The sequence below is a fragment of the Methylophilus medardicus genome, from assembly GCF_006363955.1.
Lineage (GTDB): Bacteria > Pseudomonadota > Gammaproteobacteria > Burkholderiales > Methylophilaceae > Methylophilus > Methylophilus medardensis.
Genome location: NZ_CP040948.1, coordinates 1,019,758 through 1,034,455 on the forward strand (window position 1 = coordinate 1,019,758; position 14,698 = coordinate 1,034,455).

At 50.3% G+C, this 14,698-nt stretch carries 15 protein-coding genes and 2 tRNA genes; 7 read left to right on the forward strand and 10 right to left on the reverse strand.

Features of this window, described 5'->3' with window-relative positions; genetic code table 11:
• Positions 1-26 precede the first annotated feature (26 nt).
• A complete protein-coding gene (locus FIT99_RS05040; RefSeq protein WP_140003289.1) occupies positions 27-620 on the forward strand; it encodes a hemerythrin domain-containing protein in 594 nt (197 codons plus the stop codon).
• 8 nt (positions 621-628) lie between these two features.
• Here FIT99_RS05040 and FIT99_RS05045 read toward each other — a convergent pair whose 3' ends face one another.
• The 4 genes from FIT99_RS05045 to FIT99_RS05060 form a co-directional block, all read right to left on the reverse strand.
• The gene (locus FIT99_RS05045; RefSeq protein WP_140003290.1) at positions 629-766 is read right to left on the reverse strand and encodes a DUF2474 domain-containing protein; all 138 of its coding nucleotides are present in this window, start codon (positions 764-766) and stop codon (positions 629-631) included.
• A gap of 12 nt (positions 767-778) precedes the next feature.
• On the reverse strand, positions 779-1,780 hold the full coding sequence (gene cydB / locus FIT99_RS05050; protein ID WP_140003291.1) for a cytochrome d ubiquinol oxidase subunit II: 1,002 nt from the start codon (positions 1,778-1,780) through the stop codon (positions 779-781).
• Positions 1,781-3,211, reverse strand: a complete 1,431-nt coding sequence (locus FIT99_RS05055; protein WP_140003292.1) for a cytochrome ubiquinol oxidase subunit I — start codon at positions 3,209-3,211, stop codon at positions 1,781-1,783. It lies immediately after the preceding gene.
• Positions 3,212-3,472: 261 nt separating this feature from the next.
• A tRNA-Asn gene (locus tag FIT99_RS05060) sits at positions 3,473-3,548 on the reverse strand.
• A gap of 209 nt (positions 3,549-3,757) precedes the next feature.
• Here FIT99_RS05060 and FIT99_RS05065 point away from each other — a divergent pair.
• Entirely contained in the window at positions 3,758-4,318 is a 561-nt protein-coding gene (locus FIT99_RS05065) for a hypothetical protein (protein WP_140003293.1), read from the forward strand.
• 56 nt (positions 4,319-4,374) lie between these two features.
• Here FIT99_RS05065 and FIT99_RS05070 read toward each other — a convergent pair whose 3' ends face one another.
• Entirely contained in the window at positions 4,375-5,586 is a 1,212-nt protein-coding gene (locus FIT99_RS05070) for a pyridoxal phosphate-dependent aminotransferase (protein WP_140003294.1), read from the reverse strand.
• A 138-nt stretch (positions 5,587-5,724) separates the two neighbouring features.
• A complete protein-coding gene (locus FIT99_RS05075) occupies positions 5,725-6,741 on the reverse strand; it encodes a tetratricopeptide repeat-containing S1 family peptidase (RefSeq protein ID WP_140003295.1) in 1,017 nt (338 codons plus the stop codon).
• Positions 6,742-6,899: 158 nt separating this feature from the next.
• Between FIT99_RS05075 and uvrB the strand changes: the two genes are divergently transcribed.
• From uvrB to FIT99_RS05100, 5 genes are all read left to right on the forward strand, one after another.
• Positions 6,900-8,933, forward strand: a complete 2,034-nt coding sequence (gene uvrB / locus FIT99_RS05080; protein ID WP_140003296.1) for an excinuclease ABC subunit UvrB — start codon at positions 6,900-6,902, stop codon at positions 8,931-8,933.
• The gene (locus tag FIT99_RS05085) at positions 8,930-9,196 is read left to right on the forward strand and encodes a SemiSWEET transporter (RefSeq protein WP_140003297.1); all 267 of its coding nucleotides are present in this window, start codon (positions 8,930-8,932) and stop codon (positions 9,194-9,196) included. The genes uvrB and FIT99_RS05085 overlap by 4 nt, the downstream gene beginning before the upstream one ends.
• 51 nt (positions 9,197-9,247) lie before the next feature.
• A complete protein-coding gene (galU, locus tag FIT99_RS05090; protein ID WP_140003298.1) occupies positions 9,248-10,117 on the forward strand; it encodes a UTP--glucose-1-phosphate uridylyltransferase GalU in 870 nt (289 codons plus the stop codon).
• A 7-nt stretch (positions 10,118-10,124) separates the two neighbouring features.
• Positions 10,125-10,685: a hypoxanthine-guanine phosphoribosyltransferase gene (locus FIT99_RS05095; protein WP_140003299.1), complete on the forward strand. Its 561-nt coding sequence runs from the start codon at positions 10,125-10,127 to the stop codon at positions 10,683-10,685.
• A 219-nt stretch (positions 10,686-10,904) separates the two neighbouring features.
• Positions 10,905-11,507, forward strand: coding sequence for a cysteine hydrolase family protein (locus FIT99_RS05100; protein ID WP_140003300.1), 603 nt, complete (start codon positions 10,905-10,907; stop codon positions 11,505-11,507).
• A 250-nt stretch (positions 11,508-11,757) separates the two neighbouring features.
• Here the strand turns inward: FIT99_RS05100 and FIT99_RS05105 are convergent.
• The 4 genes from FIT99_RS05105 to FIT99_RS05120 form a co-directional block, all read right to left on the reverse strand.
• Positions 11,758-11,848 (reverse strand) — tRNA-Ser (locus tag FIT99_RS05105).
• 106 nt (positions 11,849-11,954) lie between these two features.
• On the reverse strand, positions 11,955-13,331 hold the full coding sequence (locus FIT99_RS05110) for an ATP-binding protein (protein ID WP_140003301.1): 1,377 nt from the start codon (positions 13,329-13,331) through the stop codon (positions 11,955-11,957).
• Positions 13,332-13,346: 15 nt separating this feature from the next.
• Positions 13,347-14,120 (reverse strand): response regulator transcription factor, encoded by a 774-nt coding sequence (locus tag FIT99_RS05115; protein WP_140003302.1) that lies wholly within the window; start codon positions 14,118-14,120, stop codon positions 13,347-13,349.
• Positions 14,121-14,200: 80 nt separating this feature from the next.
• The gene (locus FIT99_RS05120; RefSeq protein WP_140003303.1) at positions 14,201-14,680 is read right to left on the reverse strand and encodes a Spy/CpxP family protein refolding chaperone; all 480 of its coding nucleotides are present in this window, start codon (positions 14,678-14,680) and stop codon (positions 14,201-14,203) included.
• Between the last annotated feature and the right edge of the window lie 18 nt (positions 14,681-14,698).

Genomic DNA, 14,698 nt, shown 5'->3' on the forward strand with positions numbered 1-14,698 from the left:
GCTTGTTATTGACTTTGGAGAAACCCATGACCACGCAAACGACGACGAAACCCACTACAACGCCAGAGAAAAAGTCTCAGAAAAAGCCTGCTGCCGACCCAGTGAAGCATGATGTGATTGTATTGTTAAAGCTAGACCATACGGCGGTGAAAAAGCTATTTAACCAATATGATCAGCTTGCCAAACAAGGCAACGTCGCGGCCAAGGTTAAGATTGCGAATCAAATCTGTGCCGAACTCATTGTGCACACCCGTGCTGAAGAAGAGGTTTTTTATCCACCCGCGCTGGCGGCCACCCATGAAGATGCCATGTTTAACGAGGCCGATGTAGAGCACGACAGCGCGAAAGATCTCATGCTGCAAATCCTAAGCATGGATGCGCGTGATCCCATGTATGACGCTAAACTCACCGTGCTCGGCGAATATATTACCCACCATGTGGATGAAGAAGAGAGTGAGATGTTTCCGCTGGTGCGAGAGACCAAAGCACTCGATCTCAAACAGTTGGGCGAGACGTTAAAGGCGCGCAAGGATGCGTTGTTGGCGACCTTGCAAGATGCTGGAGGCACCTTAGATCCGCAACGCATACGCAAGATGCTAGGCGTGAAACGCGGCCATTAATCGGCGGGTTATGGCGTTTGTAGACCGGCCAAACGCATCGCGGCACGCAGCAACAAGCTAACCACAGCCAGTGCCGCGATGCTGGCGCACCAGATCAGGATCAGCCAGCCTATTTTTTTATACCAAGGGGACGTGTTTTTATTCATGGTCTGATCGACTTAATGATACGCCTCGTCTTTGCTCACCTTGCCACGAAAGATGTAGTAGCCCCAAGCGGTGTACATCAAAATCATCGGAATAATAATCAAGGCGCCGACCAAGGCGAATTGTTGACTCGATGCGGGCGCGGCGGCAGCTTGTATCGACAAATTGGGCGGAATGATATTCGGCCAAATACTAATCCCCAGCCCTGCATAGCCCAGCATCACCAACCCCAGCGTATAAATGAACGGGCTAGTTTCGGCTCTGCGTTGCAATGCGCGTTGCAGCTGAAAAAAACACAAGCCCACCAACACCGGCACTGGCGACAACCACAAGATATTTGGCATGCTGAACCAGCGGGCAGCAATGCGGCTATCCATCCATGGCGTCCACAGGCTGATCACCACAATGATCCCCAACAGCACCACGGAAATCTGTTTGGATAGTTTGTAGCAAATGGATTGTAGATCGCCACTGGTTTTCAAAATCAGCCAGGTGCTGCCTAACAATGCATAAGTCACGAGCAATCCCAGCCCGGTAAAAGTCGAGAACGGAGAAATCCAGTCGAGTGCGCCGCCCGCATAGGCTTGGTCAACGACTTTAATGCCTTGCAGGTATGCGCCCAAGGTCATGCCCTGAAAAAACGTTGCAGCGATCGAGCCACCGATAAACGCCTTGTCCCAAAAATGACGTTCGCTTTCGTTGGCTTTAAACCTAAACTCAAAAGCCACGCCTCGAAAAATCAGTGCCATCAGCATAAACAATAAAGGCAATGAAAGGGCGCTTAAAATCACCGAATAGGCTAACGGAAAAGCGGCCAGCAAGCCCGCGCCACCCAAGACCAGCCAGGTTTCATTGCCATCCCACACCGGTGCAACCGTATTCATCATTAGGTCGCGGTCAGATTTTTCTGTAAAAAATGGGTAGAGGATGCCAATGCCTAAATCAAAGCCATCCATGATGATGTACATCATGATGCCAAACAAAATGATGATGGCCCATGTCAGTGATAAGTCCATTTAGTGGTCCTCTTTGTTTGAAGTAGACTTAGCAGCCGGGTGAAACTCGGGTGCTAGTGCAAAAGCTTGCCCCTCTGTTGGTGCGATAGAAATTGCATCGCCATGTAAGGCTTCACCCGATTTAGGGCCGATATTCACCAAACGCAGCACATACACCATGCCCATGCCAAATACCGCTAAATAGATCACCACAAATAAGCCTAAGGTGAGGGCGACTTCGCCCGTGGTATGGGGGGTCACCGCATCCACCGTCCGCAACACACCATACACCACCCAGGGTTGGCGGCCCACTTCGGTGGTAAACCAGCCCGCCAAGATCGCAATCACCCCCGCAGGACCCATCAACGTCGCAAATCTGAGAAAAGGCTTGTGCTGATACAACTGTTTTTTATAGCGTAACCAAGTCGATGCTACGGCCAGCAATATCATCAGCATTCCCAGTCCAACCATGATGCGGAATGTCCAAAAAATGATCGTCGCGTTAGGCCGATCTTGCGGGGCAAACTCCTTGAGTGCCGGAATCTGCGCTGTGAGCGAATGGCGCAGAATCAGGCTACCCAGCACCGGGATCTCAAGCGAAAACAGATTTTTCTCTTGCGCTATGTCTGGCCAAGCCAACAGCACCAACGGGGTCGCTTCTTCACCCTTGTTTTCCCAATGCGCCTCAATCGCCGCAATTTTGGCCGGCTGATATTTCAGGGTGTTCAAGCCATGCATGTCCCCCACCATCACCTGCAAAGGTGCCAGCAATAATATCAACCACAAGCCCATTGAAAGCATTTTGCGCACGCCAGCGTTATCTTTACCACGCAACAACTGCCATGCCGCAGAAGCCACAACAAACAACGCCGTGGCCAGATATGCCCCAATCACCATGTGCACCAGACGATAAGGGAAAGAGGGATTAAAAATGATTTTAAACCAATCCACCGGAATGATTTTGCCATCCACCAGTGAGAACCCTTGCGGCGTATGCATCCAACTATTAGAGGCCAATATCCAGGTCGCCGAAATCAAGGTGCCAATCGCCACCATTACCGTGGCGGTAAAGTGCAACGACGGCCCAACCTTGTTCCAGCCAAACAGCATGACCCCTAAAAAACCAGCCTCAAGAAAAAATGCTGTCATCACCTCATAAGCCAGCAATGGGCCTGTCACACTGCCCGCCACATTCGAAAACCCCGCCCAGTTGGTGCCAAACTGGTAGGCCATTACCAAGCCAGATACCACGCCCATGCCGAAAAATAACGAAAACAACTTGACCCAAAAATGGTACAAATCGAGGTAAACCGTGTTTTTAGTTTGCAGCCAGCGCGCCTCTAATACCGCCAGATAACTCGCCAAGCCGATGGTGATGGCAGGAAAAACAATGTGAAACGAAATCGTGAAACCAAACTGGATTCTTGCCAAGGTTAGTGCCAAATCAGACATGCTCATCCTTCACATCACTCAATGTTTCAGGCGAAAATGTTGTCTGCTCGAGCAGTGGTGGCCGGGCAGACTTGCCCGAAATTAATAACAGCATAGACTATTATTGACAGCAATAAGTTTTGCACGCAATAAAGTTTTGTTCAGCTAATGCGGGGCTTGATAAGATTAATAGGTAAGCTAGGTAGTTACAGCAAAAGGGGTTTTTCTACTACGATGTTCTGAAAGCAAAAAGCCTTGCATTTCTGCAAGGCTTTTTTTATTTGGCTCCTCAACCTGGGCTCGAACCAGGGACCTACGGATTAACAGTCCGGCGCTCTACCGACTGAGCTATTGAGGAATCGGTACGTCGTTTGAAGGCGCTATATTACTGAGACAGTGCCCCTTGGTCAACCACTTTTTGCGAAATATTTTATATTTTTTGTGGCTTTTGAATGGGCGTCCCAAAATGACTGCTGAGGGGCGGTTTTTTGTGGGTGAACGGTTGTAAAACCTTGACAGGACGCGCTTAGTCTGGGTGTTGGCGTATAATGCGCATAGGAGATCATTATGCGAACCATGGTTGGAAAGATTGCAAGTGTTGAGGGCGTGGCTGAGGTGATTGATGCCCGTGGACAACACCATACGCTGGTCGCGGGAGATTGGCTGCGCGAGGGCGACCGTTTGGTGACGGGGCAGGCGACTGCCGTAACGGTTGAGACGACGCATGGGGGAATGGTTGAGGTGCGTGAGGCTCAAACGATTACGCTGAATGCGCAGCTGGGGTCAGATTTTTTTGCTGATAGTAGCGACGATGCGGTGAACCCACTGCTGTTACAGCATGTGCTGGCGGCGATTCGCGCAGGCGATGATGCGCAGGATTTGTCTTTGTTGTTGGGGTCTTTGCAGGCGGAGGAGGGTTTTGCTGCCTTTGCGCTACATGCCCCAGTGGCGCCTGTGGCCGAGGTGGCCTTGCAGATTGAGGATTTGCTGCCAGAGGCAAGCAGTGCACCAAGTGCGGTATCGGCTGGCGCGCAACAGCAAGCGATCAATTTGATTGTGGATAGCGGTTTGCCGAGTGAAGTGGCTTTGCAGCAGCATTTTCTAAAAGACTATCTCAAAGACTCGTGATGCATTTAAAACAAAAAAGCGCCCTTGGGCGCTTTTTTGTTGTGCATTATTTGCGCTTAATTTAAGGCTTTTTCAATGCGGTCGAGTGCTTCACGCAAGTTTTCCATGCTGGTGGCAAACGAGATTCTAAAATAGCCTTCGGCACCAAAGGCTGAGCCAGGCACCACGGCTACATTGTGTTCTTCTAACAGGTATTCAGCCAATGCCATGTCGGTGGCTTGTTTGATTTTGCCTGTTTGGTGCAGGCTGGTAATGGCCTGACGGGCATCTGGGAAGGCATAAAACGCGCCGCCCGCCATCAAACAGCTTAGGCCGGGCATGGCATTAAAACGGTTTACTACATAAGTGTGGCGCTCGCGGAAAGCAGCAACCATCGGTTTAATGCAATCTTGCGAGCCACTAAGCGCTGCTTCGGCCGCGTATTGTGAGATAGACGCGGGGTTGCTGGTCGATTGGCTTTGCAGGATTTCCATTGCTTTGATAATGTAAGCCGGGCCAGCGGCATAGCCGATGCGCCAGCCGGTCATCGAGTAGGCTTTTGACACGCCATTGAGCACGATGCAGCGGTCTTTGAGGCCAGGGGCCGCATTCAAAATGTTATGGAATTTTTCGCCTGTCAGATTCACATGCTCGTACATGTCATCGGTGGCGACTAATACGTGTGGGTGCTTAAGCAACACTTCGCCCAAGGCTTTTAACTCATCGAGGGTATAAACCGCGCCGGTCGGGTTAGAAGGGGAGTTGAACATCACCAACTTAGTGTTGGCGTTGATGGCCGCCTCGAGTTGGGCGGGCAGCAATTTAAAACCTTGCTCAATGCCGCATTCGAGAATCACTGGTTTGGCCTCTGCGACCATGGCGATGTCGGCATAGCTGACCCAGTAAGGCGCAGGAATGATGACTTCGTCTTGCGGGTTTAAAACCGCGAGGCATAGGTTAAAAATGGTTTGTTTGCCGCCGACCCCTACAATGACCTCGTTCAGCGCGTAGTCAAAGCCGTTTTCATTTTTAAATTTGTTGACGATGGCTTTTTTGAGCGCCGGGATGCCGCTCACTGGCGTGTATTTGGTGTAGCCAGCATCAATGGCTGCTTTGGCAGCATCTTTAATATGTTGTGGCGTATCGAAGTCGGGCTCACCCGCTGCCAAACCGATAATCGGACGACCTTCGGATTTATATTTGGCAGCTTTGGCTGTAATCGCTAAAGTCGGGGATTCTTTGATGGATAACACGCGCGCAGACAGCACGTTGGCGGCAGCTTGGCTCAAAATTGCTTCCTTGTTGGTCGACTATGCTAAACAGGCCCAATCACGCAACCTGCGAAAATTTTAAAAACGCAACATTTTACGCAAAAAACCCTGCGTGTGGAAGCTAACGCAGGGGTTTTTTCTAAAATAATCAAGCCGTTATTTCTGACAGTGCTGATCGCAGCCGAGATACGCTTGGTAGATAGGGACTAAGGTTGGGTCAATTTGTTGAAGCTGCGTTTCAATCTGCTGCACCATTTTTTGGTCACCTTGTTGCTGGGCGACATCACCGCGTCTAAACCACGCTTCAATGAATTGTTTGTCTAGGTTGACGGCTTTATCAAATGCACTGGCGGCGGGCTCTAATTGTTTGAGTGAGAGTAACGCTAAGCCTAAACTAAACCATGCATCTGCACTGTTAGGGTCTTGCACGGTCCATAATTGGCTGACTTTTTGTAGGGCTGGCCAGTCTTGGCGTGACTCTGGCACTGCCGCGCGCATATAAAAAGGTTTTTTGTCTTCGTCTTCTTCCCATAGTGCTTTGCCACGGACGGGAAACTCAGTGCTTGCCGGCATTTTTTCTAGCGTATCTAGCCACTCTACCGGTAGCGCAAAGTGCACGCTGCCACCGCTGCCTGCGGTTTTAAAGGTGTTGATGCCGACCAGTCTACCTTCCATATCAAACAAGCCGCTGCCGCTGGCGCCCATTAAAAATTTGGCGCTGCTACGGATCATATTGCCGCCCGGGGTTGGGTAGAGGCCTTGAATTTCACCGACCGAGGTGATTGGAGCAGGAACGCCATTGGAGTGCCCAATCGCAGTAATCTCTTGCCCACGTGCTAAATCACCGCTGTGGCCGCGCAAAACTGGTTTGAACGGCATGTTGTGTGTGGTGACCATACATAAATCATGCCAGGCATCTGCACGCACTTCGGTAATCGGGTAACTGTCTTCGCCACGGGATACCCAAGGCTGTTTGGTGGCGCGTAATACATGGCAATTGGTGACCACGGTGTTGTCTCCAACCACAACCCCGGAGCCGTAAGCCATGCCACCATCGAGATTGTAACCACGGATCATGACTACGCTAAAATAAGCCTCTACGAGCGCTTGTTGGTTGTAGGCATTGGCAACCGCACTGCTGATGAGCAGGTATGCTAAAAGTAAGTATTTCACGTAATCCCCTGAATGCCTGTTTTAATGTTGTAGAACTGACTGGCGCTTACGATAAAAGTTCAGGCGACAGGTGTTTTTGAAATGTGTAAATCCTGCGCCCATCCCGGCAAAAACAGTTAAAATATAATTTATACCATTCTTGTCTCTAGATTGTACTTGTGATCGTCACTTTCCCTGGCAGTAAATATGAATTGCACCAGCCTTTTCCGCCCGCTGGCGATCAACCGCAAGCCATTGAAAAGCTGACTCAAGGCATTGAAGATGGTTTGAAATTTCAAACGCTGCTTGGCGTGACTGGCTCTGGTAAAACCTACACCATGGCCAACGTGATCGCGAGGATTGGTAAACCAGCCATTGTGATGGCGCCAAACAAAACGCTGGCTGCGCAGTTATATAGCGAATTCAGGGAGTTCTTTCCCAATAATGCCGTCGAGTATTTCGTCAGCTATTACGATTATTACCAGCCTGAAGCCTACGTGCCCTCGCGAGATTTATTTATCGAAAAAGACTCTAGCATCAACGAGCATATTGAGCAGATGCGTTTATCGGCCACCAAGGCGCTGCTTGAGCGCGAAGATGCCATCATTGTCGCCACCGTCTCTGCCATTTATGGTATTGGAGATCCAGGCGAATATCACGGCATGGTGCTGCATATCCATCAAGGGAAAAAAATCACCCAAAAAGACGTGGTTGCGCAATTGATTGCCATGCAATACGACCGCAACGATTTTGATTTTAGCCGTGGTTGTTTTCGCGTCCGCGGCGATATCATTGATGTGTTTCCCTCAGAAAACAGTGAAACCGCAGTGCGTATCAGTTTGTTTGATGATGAGATCGACACGATTCAGCTGTTTGATCCGCTCACCGGTCAGGTTTTCAGCAAAATCCATAACTTTCGCATTTTCCCGTCCAGCCATTATGTGACCGCGCGTGAAGCCACGGTGCGTGCCATGGAGACGATTAAAGAAGAATTGCGCCAGCGCGTGAGTTTTTTCTTGAGTGAAAACAAACTGGTTGAAGCACAACGAATCGAGCAACGCACCCGCTTTGACCTTGAAATGCTGAACGAGATTGGCTTTTGTAAAGGCATCGAAAACTATAGCCGTCATTTGACTCGGCGTAACCCCGGCGATCCACCACCCACCTTGATTGATTATCTCCCCGAGCAGGCATTGATGATCATTGATGAGAGCCATGTCACCGTGCCACAAGTGGGCGGCATGTATTTGGGTGACCGTTCTCGCAAGGCCAATCTGGTGGATTATGGCTGGCGTTTACCCTCTGCCATGGATAACCGGCCGCTCAAATTTGAAGAGTTTGAACGCATCATGCGTCAATGCGTGTTTGTCTCGGCCACCCCGGCTGACTATGAAAAAAATCACCAGCAGCAAGTGGTCGAAATGATTGCGCGACCCACTGGCTTGGTAGATCCTGAAATCACTGTCAAACCAGCCGATACGCAAGTGGACGACTTGCTGGGTGAAATTAAGCTTCGTGTCGCGGTCGGCGAACGGGTGCTGGCCACCACGCTCACCAAACGCATGTCTGAAGATCTGACCGATTACTTAAGCGAACATGGCGTCAAAGTGCGCTATTTGCACAGTGATATTGATACCGTAGAGCGGGTTGAGATTATTCGTGACTTGCGACTCGGTGAATTTGATGTGCTGATTGGCATTAACTTGTTGCGCGAGGGGCTGGATATCCCTGAAGTCTCTTTGGTGGCTGTGCTCGACGCCGACAAAGAGGGTTTTTTGCGGTCTGAGCGCTCGTTGATTCAAACGGCTGGCCGTGCTGCCCGAAATTTGAACGGTAAGGTCATTTTTTACGGCAATCGCATCACGCGCAGCATGAAATTAGCCATGGACGAAGCGGATCGTCGGCGTAAAATTCAGTTAGCATTTAACGCTGAACATGGCATTGTGCCCAAAGGTGTGACCAAGCGCATCAAAGATATTATTGATGGCGTCTATGATAAAGATGAAGCGCAACGTGAGCGTAAGGCCGCACAAGAGCAGGCCAACTACGAAAACATGAGCGAGAAAAATTTGACCAAAGAGCTCAAGCGGATCGAGAAGGCCATGCACGACGCAGCCAAAAACCTGGAGTTCGAAAAAGCTGCGCAATTCCGCGACCAATTAAAAAAAATAAAGTTACAGGCATTTGGTGCCGAAGTAGAAGATTTGAAATGACCGCGTTAAATCTGTGTATTGGTTCAATTGCCGCCATCTGCACTACGGTAGCATTTGTACCGCAAGTGATTCAATCATGGCGCACCAGAGATTTAAGCGGCATCTCACTGCCGATGTACTCGATTTTTACCACTGGCGTTCTGCTCTGGCTGGTTTATGGCATTTTAGAGCAGGATTGGCCAGTAATGATTGCCAATGCCGTCACCGCCGTATTAGCGGGCGTGGTGTTGTGGTTAAAATTAAAATCACTATTGAACCGTTAAATAAGATGTATTGCTGATTATTTTTATAATTATTTTGTTTAGGATACGACCATGAAAAAAATTACAAAAGCCGTTTTCCCGGTAGCCGGGTTAGGCACTCGATTCTTGCCAGCAACCAAAGCCAGCCCAAAAGAAATGCTGCCCGTTGTTGACAAGCCGCTGATTCAATACGCGGCAGAAGAAGCCATTGCCGCTGGTGCCACCGAGCTGATTTTTATTACTGGCCGTAACAAACGTTCAATCGCTGACCATTTTGATAAAGCCTACGAGCTCGAAGCCGAGCTGGAGGCCGCTGGGAAGCAAAAGTTGCTCGATATCGTGCATAGCATTTTGCCGAAAGGCGTCAGTTGCGTGTTTATTCGTCAGTCGCAAGCGCTGGGCCTCGGGCATGCGGTGTTGTGTGCCAAACCTGTGGTTGGCAATGAGCCGTTTGCGGTATTGCTTGCGGATGACTTGTTGGTTGGCGATGTATCCATCACCAAACAGATGGTCGATATGTACGCACAACAGCAATGCTCAATTTTAGGCATTGAAACTGTTGCTCCTGAAGAAACCAGCAGCTATGGCGTGGTGGATGCCACAGCCATCACTGATGACTTGCTCGAAGTGAAGGGCATGGTTGAAAAACCAAAACCAGAAGAGGCACCTTCTAACTTAGCCGTAGTCGGTCGTTATGTGTTGAGTCCACGCATTTTTGATTGCTTAGAGCACGTTAAGCCTGGCAAAGGCGGCGAAATCCAACTCACAGACGGCATCTCTGCGCTGATGGAATTTGAAAAGGTCATGGCTTACCGTTATAAAGGCAAACGTTATGACTGCGGCAGCAAACTAGGCTTCATGCAAGCCAACGTTGAGTTGGCCTTAAAGCACCCAGAAATCGCAGAAAGTTTCAGCGCTTATCTGAAAACATTGGCACTGTAACTAAGCGATGCAGGCAGCACAAACGGCCTCCCCAGACCACTGGATTAACCAGTCTGACGTCGTCTTTACAGCGGCAGAAGTCAGTGCTGCCATCGACCGCATGGCCGCGCAACTGCGCGCGCTGGTGATCGATCAGCCCATCATTTTGTTGTGCGTCATGCGAGGCGGTTTGTATCTCGCAGGACATTTGATGAGCCGATTAGCCTTGCCCGCCAAACTCGATTATTTGCAAGCAAACCGTTATCACGGTACTGCCGGCCAAGAAATCGTTTGGAGCAAACAACCCGAGTTAAATTTGGCAGATCAGATTGTCGTGGTCGTCGACGATATTCTGGATGAAGGCATCACATTGGCGGCAGTGGTGCAACATTGCCAAGAAGCCGGTGCGCGCCGTGTGCTCACTGCCGTATTGACTGAAAAAGACAACGGCCTGCAAAAACCACTTCAGGCTGACGTGATTGGGTTGACGGTACCCAACCGCTACGTGTTTGGTTGCGGCATGGACGTATACGGCTGGTGGCGCAACTTGCCAGAAATCCGCGCCCTCACCGACAGTGAATGCAGCTAAGCTGCCATGCGCTGTGGGTCTGTCAGCAACAGGTCATTCGAATCTTACTTCTCCCCATCTAGGTTACCCATCAGGCTCGACGCATTGGTAAGGCGATCTTTTCTGCGGGTAGCCGCTGCCGCAAACTAGTTACGACAACCATGATTTAGTAGCGTAATGCATCAACGCGCGCTAGACTGATGATAGAAAACTATCTTTAAAATTCTATCGGAGCGTGGCATGCGTGCATTAAAAACCCTTAGAGATATTGTCGGTTTAGGCGACGCCTCAACCTCTATCGCCGACTCAGCATTAATCATCATTGATGCGCAAAACACCTATTGCGAAGGTGTCATGCAGCTTGAAGGCATGGACGCAGCGTTAAACGATTGCCGCCTATTGCTAGATCGTTTTAGAAATGCCGGCAGGCCTGTTTTTCATATTCAACACGATGCCGGCCCCGGTAGCCCCTACGATGTGCAAAGCCATATTGGAAAAATAGTCGACGCGGTGTCACCGGCAGAAGGTGAGCCCGTCATCACCAAAAATTATCCGAATTCATTTGTTGGCACAACGCTTGATGCTTCGTTAAAAAAAGCGGGCATTCAAAACTTGATTCTGGTCGGCTTTATGTCCCACATGTGCGTGAGTTCCACCGCGCGTGGCGCCTTCAGCTTAGGGTATCGGCCAACGGTCGTGGCTTCTGCCACTGCCACACGCGCTTTACCACTCAAAGCTACGGGGGAAGTGATCTCTGCCGCACAAGTGCATTCGGCAGCCTTGGCTGCCTTATCCGATCTCCCTGCAGCGGTAGTTGGCACGCCAGCGGATGTCCCTGATTAAGTCATCACAAGTCATCGATAGGCAGTCAGATATAGTGATTCAATGGCTGAAACGCGCGAAGCGTGTGGTCGATAGAATGCGCGTGATTTATCGGTAGATGCGTTCAAAGATGTTGGAAGACAATCGAAAAAACGCAAATGTCACTGCGTATAGAATGCTTCATTTGGGCGAATGAACTGGGGACTTGAGCACTTTGTCAGCTCAGCAGGGCTATATAAGAAGCGCTAAGCTAATAAATTTATGTGTTTATTGGCGGAGAAGGAGGGATTCGAACCCTCGATACGCTTGCGCGTATGCCTGATTTCGAGTCAGGTACATTCAACCAGCTCTGCCACTTCTCCGGATGCATCACCACTGCGGTTGAAACACGGAGGCGGATGCAAGGGCGCTAGTCTACACCGTGGCGCCAGTGTTATTCAACAAAAATATGTGAGGCAGACAAGCCTGTTATTGGCGCGGCAATCTGATTTGGATCACTAAGCCGGAGGCGGGCGCTTGCTTGTTATGCAATGACAATGTTCCACCATGTTTTTCAACAATCATGCGTGCGATGGACAGACCCAGGCCAGTGCCGCCGGTTTTGCGCGATCGAGAGTCTTCTAATCTGCGGAAAGGCTCCAGGACATTGGTAAGTTCTTCGGGCGGGATGCCTGGCCCATCGTCTGCAATCTCGCAATAGACCTGTTTGCCGTCGCTGTGTACCGTCAGCGACGCTGCGGTTGCGTAGGTGGTCGCGTTATTCAACAGGTTAGTCAGGCAGCGGGTTAAGAGGTGTGCGGAGCCCATGATAGTGATGGATTCAGCCGGTAGGTTGCAGACAATAGGGTGGCCAGCATCTGCAAAATCATCACATACCGCGGTTGTCAGGGCATTCAGGTCGACTTTGCCTTTGTGTATGTTTTCACCGCACAAGCGCGCAAAATCGAGGCCTTCACGCACCATTTCCTGCGTGGCTGTTAAATCTTTGATCAAGGCTTGTTTTAATTCTGCATCTTTCACTTTTTCAAGACGCAAGCGTAAGCGCGTAAGCGGTGTTTGCAAGTCGTGCGCAATCGCGCCCAAAATAAAGCCCCGCTCTTGAATATGTTTGAGAATGCTGCGCTGCATTTCGTTAAAAGCCTTGGCTGCATGGCGCACCTCATTTGAGCCTTGCGCTTCGGGGAGGGGCGCGTGCTCGATATTGTGCGCGAGTTGCAAGGCGGCATCGGCCAATTTGCGTAGCGGGCGCGTAGCCACTGAAGCCACTACCCAGATAATGCTGATAAGACCGAGCAGGGCCAGCACGATAGTGAGGGGATTGCGTTCGCTCGGTGGTCCGGGTGGACGGCGCCCGCCGTAGTGCAGCTCAATCAACACTGGCGTGTTGTCTTCTAAGTGGGTGTAGACCGCTAAACATTGTCCGTGCGGGCGAGGAGGTGGGCCGCCAAATCCGGGAGGTGGGGAGGGCAATCGACGCGGTGCACAGTTTTTGGCCGGAGACAGGTCAATAAAGTCCGCAATCTCAGGCACCAATATATTATTCAGGTTGGCTAGTTCTGCGGGTAATAAAGCCGCTTGCGGTGGCGGCTCGAGCCCCATTCTGACATGGCTGCCCATCCGTTTGAACACGTCTTGTATTTCGGAGCGCTTTTCAGGCACAGTCGCCTCGAGGATGCGGATGATGCTTTCAATGCGGTCAAAGGCAAACTGATCGCGCAGGCGTGTTTCATTCTCGCGCGAATCGCGTTGACCTAACATGCTGACCACTGCGGCAGTCAGCACAATACCAATTACCGTGATCAAGAAAATCCGGACCGACATGGTGCCCAACCATTTTTTTATCATGAATCAGTGGCTCTTTTATTTAAGGTAACGGACATCTGCCGTGAGCAGATAGCCCTCATTACGCAGGGTTTTGATCATGGAAGGGCTCTTAGAATCCACTTCAAGTTTTTGTCTTAACCGACTGATTTGTAAGTCTATAGATCGATCAAAAGGCCCGGCTTCGCGGCCGTGCATTTCTTCCATCAATTGATCGCGACTCAGGGTGCGGTTGGCATGCAACAGCATAAAACGCAAAAACTTAAACTCCGCGTTGGAGAGCGGAATGCTGGTGTTGCTTTGATCAATTAAGGTGCGATTTTGGATATCCAAGGTCCAAGTATTAAAGCTGATGAACCGTATGACGCCGCTATCGGCGGGCGCTTCATGATTTAAATGGCTAGGGTTTTCTGCGTGCATGCGTGCGCGGCGGATGACACTGCGGATGCGGGACAACAATTCTAAAGGCTCGAACGGTTTGGCGACATAATCATCTGCCCCTGTTTCTAGACCCATGATGGTATCCAGTGAGCTGGTGCGCGCCGTCAGCATGATGATGGGCACCAGTCGATAGTCAGGAGATTCGCGTAGGGCTCGGCAAAGCTCAATGCCATTGCGTTGCGGCATATTGATATCCAAAATGATGACGTCGGGCTGATGCGTCTGCAAGCGTTGCCACATTTGCGTATGGTCCGCGGCTTGGTGGGTGATCATTTGATTATCTTGCAGAAAATCGCACAATAAATCACGAATGGCATCATCGTCATCAACTACTAACACATGGGTTTCGGGAATGCCGTCAGTCATAAACATGGTCTCAGACTTACAATAAGATTATTTGAGCACAAAAACCGGCCACTGTGGCCGGTTTGATGCGTTAAACCGCCATCTGTTTATTCTTGATGCGGTTTTTCAAGGTGTGGTTTATCGTGTGGTGCTCTGTCATGGTGTGGATGCTGCGGAAAGGCATTTTCATCGAAAGCTTTTTTCTGTGCCTCATTCAATTGCGCATAAAAGCTACGAATCGCTTTGGTGCGTTCCGCCTGCTGCGTGTCGCGCGCTTTATCCCAGGCTTCCATTTTATCCAACCGTTGCAGGGTGGTGAGTTTATTTAACTCGGCTCCGTCTGGGCGGCCCGCTTGCTCATTGGGCTTGATTTGCGCCTGATACGCTTTCCACGCGTTTTCCTGCGTGCTGCTCAGCTGCAAAATAGTGTGTAATCTTTCTTGATGTTGTTCAAAATGCGCCTGATGGCGCTGTTGCCAGTGGGCTTTGTCAAAGCTGCCTTTGTCACAACCTTGGCCATGCTCGGCAAAGGCGGTGCCGCACACCAACACCAAAAGTCCTGCGAATGCCAGTTTTTTCAGTTTCATGATGTATCCTTAATCATC

Bases quoted from the DNA above. Each gene is read 5' to 3' on its own strand.
- FIT99_RS05110 (WP_140003301.1), bottom strand. From the start codon at position 13,331: ATGATAAAAAAATGGTTGGGCACCATGTCGGTCCGGATTTTCTTGATC.
- galU (WP_140003298.1), top strand. From the start codon at position 9,248: ATGAAAAAAATTACAAAAGCCGTTTTCCCGGTAGCCGGGTTAGGCACT.
- FIT99_RS05055 (WP_140003292.1), bottom strand. From the start codon at position 3,211: ATGTCTGATTTGGCACTAACCTTGGCAAGAATCCAGTTTGGTTTCACG.
- FIT99_RS05095 (WP_140003299.1), top strand. From the start codon at position 10,125: ATGCAGGCAGCACAAACGGCCTCCCCAGACCACTGGATTAACCAGTCT.
- FIT99_RS05115 (WP_140003302.1), bottom strand. From the start codon at position 14,120: ATGTTTATGACTGACGGCATTCCCGAAACCCATGTGTTAGTAGTTGAT.
- FIT99_RS05120 (WP_140003303.1), bottom strand. From the start codon at position 14,680: ATGAAACTGAAAAAACTGGCATTCGCAGGACTTTTGGTGTTGGTGTGC.
- FIT99_RS05065 (WP_140003293.1), top strand. From the start codon at position 3,758: ATGCGAACCATGGTTGGAAAGATTGCAAGTGTTGAGGGCGTGGCTGAG.
- FIT99_RS05045 (WP_140003290.1), bottom strand. From the start codon at position 766: ATGAATAAAAACACGTCCCCTTGGTATAAAAAAATAGGCTGGCTGATC.
- FIT99_RS05040 (WP_140003289.1), top strand. From the start codon at position 27: ATGACCACGCAAACGACGACGAAACCCACTACAACGCCAGAGAAAAAG.
- FIT99_RS05100 (WP_140003300.1), top strand. From the start codon at position 10,905: ATGCGTGCATTAAAAACCCTTAGAGATATTGTCGGTTTAGGCGACGCC.
- cydB (WP_140003291.1), bottom strand. From the start codon at position 1,780: ATGGACTTATCACTGACATGGGCCATCATCATTTTGTTTGGCATCATG.
- FIT99_RS05085 (WP_140003297.1), top strand. From the start codon at position 8,930: ATGACCGCGTTAAATCTGTGTATTGGTTCAATTGCCGCCATCTGCACT.